Source organism: Pseudomonas graminis (assembly GCF_900111735.1).
Lineage (GTDB): Bacteria > Pseudomonadota > Gammaproteobacteria > Pseudomonadales > Pseudomonadaceae > Aquipseudomonas > Aquipseudomonas graminis.
This window is the reverse complement of record NZ_FOHW01000003.1, coordinates 151172-157571: the sequence shown is the minus strand read 5'-3', so window position 1 is coordinate 157571 and position 6400 is coordinate 151172. Positions and strand designations below refer to the sequence as shown.

At 61.5% G+C, this 6400-nt stretch carries 5 protein-coding genes; all 5 read left to right on the top strand.

Annotation, left to right across the window (positions count from 1 at the left end):
* Window positions 1-176: 176 nt before the first annotated feature.
* The gene (locus BMY98_RS04190; protein ID WP_083398711.1) at window positions 177-2375 is read left to right on the top strand and encodes a TonB-dependent siderophore receptor; all 2199 of its coding nucleotides are present in this window, start codon (window positions 177-179) and stop codon (window positions 2373-2375) included.
* Window positions 2376-3353: 978 nt separating this feature from the next.
* Entirely contained in the window at window positions 3354-3554 is a 201-nt protein-coding gene (locus tag BMY98_RS04185) for an MbtH family protein (protein ID WP_074885105.1), read from the top strand.
* A gap of 37 nt (window positions 3555-3591) precedes the next feature.
* Window positions 3592-4584, top strand: a complete 993-nt coding sequence (locus BMY98_RS04180; RefSeq protein ID WP_074885102.1) for a TauD/TfdA family dioxygenase — start codon at window positions 3592-3594, stop codon at window positions 4582-4584.
* Window positions 4585-4595: 11 nt separating this feature from the next.
* Window positions 4596-5429, top strand: coding sequence for a formyl transferase (locus BMY98_RS04175; RefSeq protein WP_074885099.1), 834 nt, complete (start codon window positions 4596-4598; stop codon window positions 5427-5429).
* A 42-nt stretch (window positions 5430-5471) separates the two neighbouring features.
* Window positions 5472-6185 carry a siderophore-iron reductase FhuF gene (gene fhuF, locus BMY98_RS04170; RefSeq protein ID WP_074885098.1) on the top strand — a complete coding sequence of 238 codons (714 nt, stop codon included), beginning with the start codon at window positions 5472-5474 and terminating at the stop codon, window positions 6183-6185.
* Window positions 6186-6400: the final 215 nt, after the last annotated feature.

Sequence of the window (6400 nt, the reverse complement as noted above, 5' to 3'; positions counted from 1 at the left end):
AGCCTTGTTGTAACAGCGTTGAAACAGGGCGTAGGAGCCGCGATGGCCCTTCGCCCTTTTTTTATTATAAGAATGGTAATGAGAAACGTTCTTTGTTACATTTTCACGCTTTTTTGACATAAGCGGTCAATTTTGGGGCGTTGCCCCGTGTGATATCAAAGGGAGGGGGAGTTCGGATGGCGAGCAATAACAAGGGTCAATTCAAGGTCAATGCCTTGGCAGCGCTGATCGCAACGGTCGCCTGCCACGGCGCGGCATGGGCGGCGGACGCTCCGGTCAAGGCCGAGCAGGGCGCCACTATCGAACTGCAGAATTCGGTGGTCACCGGCGAAGCGCCCGAAGGGGAGCAAACCGTTGGCTATCAGGTGAAAAACAGCACGGCCGGTACCAAGACCAGCACACCGCTGTCGGAAACCCCACGCTCGGTATCGGTCGTCACACGCCAGCGCATTCAGGATCAGGGCTCGCAAACCCTGACCGACATCCTTGGTTACGTCCCCGGCATCTTCGCCCCGCCATTCGCCGTCGGCGACGGCCTCGCGGGCGACCTGTTCTCCATTCGCGGCTACAACGCCACCGACTACGGTTACGGCCTGCTCAAGGACGGCCTGCGTCTGCAAGGCAACCGCTACGACACCACCACCGAACCCTATGGCCTGGAACGCACCGAAGTGTTCCGCGGCCCGAGCTCGATTCTCTACGGCGAAAACGCGCCGGGCGGGCTGGTCAACCTGGTCAGCAAGCGCCCGACCGAAACCGCCCAGGGTGAAGCCAAATTCTCCTACGGCAGCAACAACCGCCGTCAGCTGTCCCTCGACGTCTCCGGCCCGCTGACCGACGACAACCGCATCCTCGGCCGTGTGGTCATGCTCGGCCGCAACGCCGACACCCAGGTGGATTCGGTGCCTGACGACCGCATCTACATCGCGCCGTCGATGACCTTCAACTTCGACGAAGACACCGCGCTGACCCTGCTCTCGTCCTACCAGCGCGACCGCACCAAGCTGCTGCTCGGCTACCCCGCTGCAGGCACCTTGCTGAACAACGTCAACGGCAAGATCGGCAAGGACCAGTTCAACGGCAACCCGAACTGGGACGACTTCGAACGCGAAACCTGGACCCTGGGTTACGAGTTCAAGCACCAGTTCAACGACACCTGGCAGTTCCGCCAGAACTCGCGCTTCATGGAATCGCGCCTGGACCGTCACGAGACCTGGCCGAACAACCTGAATAACGCCGGTTTTGGCAGCACCCTGACCAGCACCGCGTACGATCGCGACAACAAGTCGATCACTTACTCGCTGGACAACCAGTTCGAAGGCCACTTCACCTCCGGCGCGCTGGACAACACCGTGCTGCTGGGCGCGAGCTACGACCGCACTTCGTACAACCAGGACTGGGCGGCCGGCAACGGCGGTACCTACAACGCCTTCAACCCGGTGTTCCCGTCGGGTAAACCGCGCATGCTCGCGACGGTTCAGAACTCGCAGCTGGATCAGCAGATGTACGGCGTTTACGGCCAGCTTCAGAGCAAGTACGACAACTGGATCTACCTGCTGGGCGGGCGTCAGGACTTCGTCAACAGCCAGTACCGCAACCGCGCCGGCACCATCAGTGGCGTATCGGACCTGGACGGCTGGGACCATCGTTTCAGCTGGCAGACCGGCTTGATGTACCAGTTCGAGAACGGTATTTCGCCGTACGTGAGTTACTCGACGGCGTTCACGCCGGTGCAGCAGTCGTCGCAACCGAACGGCGAGTTGCTGGACCCGATCCTCAGCGAGCAGTACGAGATGGGCCTGAAGTACGAGCCGGCTGGCTGGAACACGACGTTCAGCGCGGCGGTGTTTGACTTGACCAAGACCCACGACGTGATTGCCGGCTCGAACGGGTTCAGCCGTCAGATCGGCAAGAGCGAGTCGAAGGGCGTGGAGCTGGAGGTCAACAGTGATGTGACGAAGAACCTGAGCCTGACGGCGTCTTATACCTACACCGATGCGCGGGTGACGAAGGACAGTCCGGGTTCGTTGTACGAGGATCATCAGTTGACCGGCATACCGCGTAACCAGGCGAGTACCTGGGCGACGTATCGCTTCCTCGATGGCCCGATGAGCGGTTTCCGTGTGGGCGGCGGGGTGCGTTATTTCGATAATACGTTCGCGTATACCGCGCCGACGTTGTACGGGAAGTTGAAGACGGGTGATGTGACGCTGGTGGATGCGTTGGTGGGGTATGACATCGATAAGCATTGGTCTGTGGATGTGAATGCGAAGAATCTGTTCGACAAGGAATATGTGAGCGGCTGCAATAACGCGGGTCGGTGTTATTGGGGCGAAGAGCGGACCGTGATGGGGACTGTGGCGTTCCGCTGGTAACCCGCTCTTGACATCAAAGGCGTCTGCCTGGGGGCAGACTGTTTCGCCTTCGGCGACTTACTTTTGAAAAGCACCAAAAGTAAGCAAAAGTGCCTGCTCCTGGTTGGGCGCGACTTCGTCGGGTTCCTTCACTCCGGTCCCGCTCCGTGGGCCCGCGCCGAACGGACATCCATGTCCGCAACGGCGCTCTCGCCGCATCCATGCGGCTCGGCCCACTGCGCGAGACCTCCGTTCAGCCTGCACCCAAGTCGCGATGGGTGTCGCCTGGACTTTCTGCGTATGAAGATCAAAATCAACGGCAACGGCAACGGCAACGGCTTCCCGGCTGAAGCCGTCCTACAGTCGTGCGCGGTCTAATTAGTGGGACCGGCTTCAGCCGGGAAGAGGCCAGCCCAGGCGCCAACAATTTTTGCTGATTGCACCCCCTCCCTGTACTGATCGTGCCCACGCTCCGCGTGGGCATGCATCCTCTGACGCTCCGCGTCACCCCACCGAAGGGACGCGGAGCGTCCTGGGCGGCATTACCACGCGGAGCGTGGGAACGATCACGATCAAATTCGCCCTCGATCTGCTTTTGATCTTCGTACACAAAAAGCCCAGTCACCGCCAAACGCGACTTGGGTGCAGGCTGAACGCAGGTCTCGGTCCGTGGGCCGAGCGGCATGGATGCCGCGAGAGCCGCCCCCCGCCATGGATGGCGGATGGCGGCGGGCCCACGGAGCGAGACCGGAGTGAAGGAACCCTGAGGAACGAAGGGCCGAACCAGGAGCAGGCACTTTTGCTTACTTTTGGTGCTTTTCAAAAGTAAGTCGCCGAAGGCGAAACAGTCTGCCCCCAGGCAGACGCCCCTGACTTTGATCTTCAAGCTTCACGCGCAACAGATTTTTTACTGAAAACCACTAACCATCCAGCCCCCTCGTTCGTCTTTCAGATAAGGCGCGCTCACCTGCGCCGTTCCAACACCACGAGGGATTACACATGAGCTTCGACAGCGAAAACACACAGTTCCGGGTCGTCATCAACCACGAAGAACAGTACTCCATCTGGCCCGACTACAAAGCCATCCCGGACGGCTGGAAAAGCGTCGGCGTCGAAGGCGACAAACAGACCTGCCTCAACCACATCGAAACCGTCTGGACCGACATGCGCCCCCTCAGCCTGCGCAAGGCCATGGCCTGATTCCCCCTCTTTCCGACGTATCAGGAGCGTAACGCCCATGAACATGCGCATGCTCACCCCCGAACGCCTGCGCCTCGAAGCCGGCTTTCCCCTGCGCGTCCAGCCCGGCCAGACCGGCGTCTCCCTGGCCGCCGAAATCGACGCCCTGCGCAGCGTCGTCGACCACTCCCTGGAGCGCGACGGCGCCATCCTCTTCAGCGGCTTCACCCCCGAAGGCGTCGAAGGCTTCCAGCAATTCGCCGCCTCGTTTGGCCACCCGCTGCTCAACTACGAATTCGGCTCCACCCCGCGCAGCCAGGTCGATGGCAAAGGCGTCTACACCTCCACCGAATACCCGGCGCACCGCTCGATCCCGCTGCACAACGAACAGGCCTACACCACTGAATGGCCCATGCGCATCTTCTTCTACTGCGCCAAAGCCGCCATCAGCGGAGGCGAGACGCCGATTGCCGACAGCCGCCGGGTGTTCCAGCGCATCAGCCCCGCGCTGCGCAAACGCTTCGAAGAAAAGCGCCTGATGTACGTGCGCAACTACGGCAATGGCCTGGACCTGACCTGGCAGCAGGTCTTCAACACCGACCGCCACAGTGACGTCGAAGCCTACTGCCGCCCCCGTGGCATCCACTGCGACTGGAACGAGGACGGCGACCTGCACACCCGACAGTTGGTGCAAGGCGTGGCCCAGCATCCGCGCACCAAGGACTGGGTCTGGTTCAACCAGGCGCATCTGTTCCACCTGTCGAACCTCGACGAGGAGATGCAGGAAATCCTCCTCGACACCGTCGGCGAAGAAGGCCTGCCGCGCAATGTCTACTACGGCGACGGCAGCCCGCTGGAGGCCGACGCCCTGGCGGAAATTCGTGGCGTGCTGAGCGAATGCGAAGTGGTCTTTCCGTGGCAGACGGGTGATGTGCTGATGCTCGACAACATGCTCACGGCGCACTCGCGCAAGCCGTTCAGCGGCGAACGAAAAGTCGTGGTTGCCATGGCCGAAGGCGTCAGCGGCAACACCCTGCACACCCTTTCCTGAGTCCGATATTCATGCAGAAAACCAAACTTGTGTACGTCTGGTCGTTGCGTAACGCCGCGGCAGACAAGGCCGGTCAATATGTCGATTACCACGGCGAGCAGCGTTACATGACTTCGCCATTGGAGTACCTGGTCAAGGCGCTCAACGACACCGCCCTCGGCGATCACTACTCGCTGGAAGCGATCATCTACGACGAAAACCCCGAGTCCGCCCGGGATCGCGAGAGCATCAAGGATTACGGCTTCAAGCCGGGGCAGGGCGCCCACTGGTTCTACCCGACGGGCCTCACGGTGCAGGGGCGCAAGGTCGATGACCTGCTGGAAAACGTGCCGTCGAGCTACCGCGCCTTGCCCCTGGACCACAGCGCACGGCCGGCCGGCAAGTCGGATTTCGAGCGACGTCTGGGCGAGCGGCTGCACGCGTTGGGCGCCGACATTGTGGTGCTCGACGGGCTGTTGGTGATCCTCGACGAACTGGTGCGCGAAGGCGCTGATTTCCATCGGCGCATCTTCAACGTGCACCCGGGCATCACGCGCCTGGAGTCGCCTTATGAGCGGCGCGGCGCCTATGCCACCCTCGACGCGCTGTACGGCGCCCGGGGCAAGAAGGTGATCGACTGGACCACACGGGAGACGGTCGACATTCCGGTGGTGAACATGACCGGCGCGTCGTTCCATTACGTCGACACCGGTATCGATTCCGGTGAGGTGGTGTTCGACGTGCTCGACACGCCCATCGCCCCCGACGAGACCATCCTCGAACTGCGCTGGAACAACTTCAACAACAGCCTGTTCCCAGCACTGGAGCAGGGGTTGTGGGTGCTGGCACGGCAACAGTCCCATTGATTGCGCTCAATTGAACAGCCCGTCGGCGCAGGCAATCAGACCATGATTCCTGCGCTGGCGCCGTTGTTCATTGCCGATTTCGAGCATTACCGCGACGTGCTCGTGCTGCCGGACGATCCCCGCGTCGGCGTGCCCCTGCGCACGTTTCTGACCAGCGAATACCTGGACGAGGTGCTGACGCGATTCGGCAGCGCCTATCCCGACAGCGACCCGCGCGGACTGGCGTCGATCTGGAGCAAGTACTACTTCATCAAACTGATTCCGCCGGTGGTGGCGGCGTCGTTGATCCTTGACCAGCGCCTGCCACTGCACCTGGATCAAGTACAACTGATCCTCAACGACGATAGCCTGCCTGCCGGGTTCAAATTGCCTCACGCGGGACAGCGCTGGAGGCCCACCCCGGCCGATGCTTTCGAGCGTTTCGATGAGTTGCTCGAACATCACCTCAGGCCGTTCATCGAGGCCTTGGCCCGGCATGTGCGCCTGTCGCCGAAAGTGCTGTGGAGCAACGCCGGCAACTATTTCGAATGGCTGTTGGGCGTGCTCGCCACTGCGATGCCCCACGCCGATCTGACCCATTTTCACCAGTTACTCAACGCGCAACTTCTCCCCGACGGACGCCGCAATCCGCTCTACCAACCCGTGCGCTACCTCAAGGTCGAAGGGCAAGACGAACCAAAGCGCCAACGCCGCGTGTGCTGCATCCGTTACCGGGTAAACGGCCTTGACTACTGCGGCAACTGCCCGCTCTCCTGACTGACCGCGTACACACTGTGGGACCGGCTTCAGCCGGGAAGGCGCCCGTCGTCACGCTACAAAAGTAAGGGTGATACCACCGGCCTCTTCCCGGCTAAAGCCGGTCCCACAAAGGCGTCGCGCACACCGATTGGGACTGGCTGAAACCTGATAGTGGGACCGGCTTCAGCCGGGAAGGCGTCTGATCGTTCCCACGCTCCGCGTGGTAATGCAGG

What these genes read in the sequence shown, in the direction of transcription:
- BMY98_RS04190 (WP_083398711.1), top strand. Translation starts at nt 177, where the DNA reads ATGGCGAGCAATAACAAGGGTCAATTCAAGGTCAATGCCTTGGCAGCG.
- BMY98_RS04185 (WP_074885105.1), top strand. Translation starts at nt 3,354, where the DNA reads ATGAGCTTCGACAGCGAAAACACACAGTTCCGGGTCGTCATCAACCAC.
- BMY98_RS04180 (WP_074885102.1), top strand. Translation starts at nt 3,592, where the DNA reads ATGAACATGCGCATGCTCACCCCCGAACGCCTGCGCCTCGAAGCCGGC.
- BMY98_RS04175 (WP_074885099.1), top strand. Translation starts at nt 4,596, where the DNA reads ATGCAGAAAACCAAACTTGTGTACGTCTGGTCGTTGCGTAACGCCGCG.
- fhuF (WP_074885098.1), top strand. Translation starts at nt 5,472, where the DNA reads ATGATTCCTGCGCTGGCGCCGTTGTTCATTGCCGATTTCGAGCATTAC.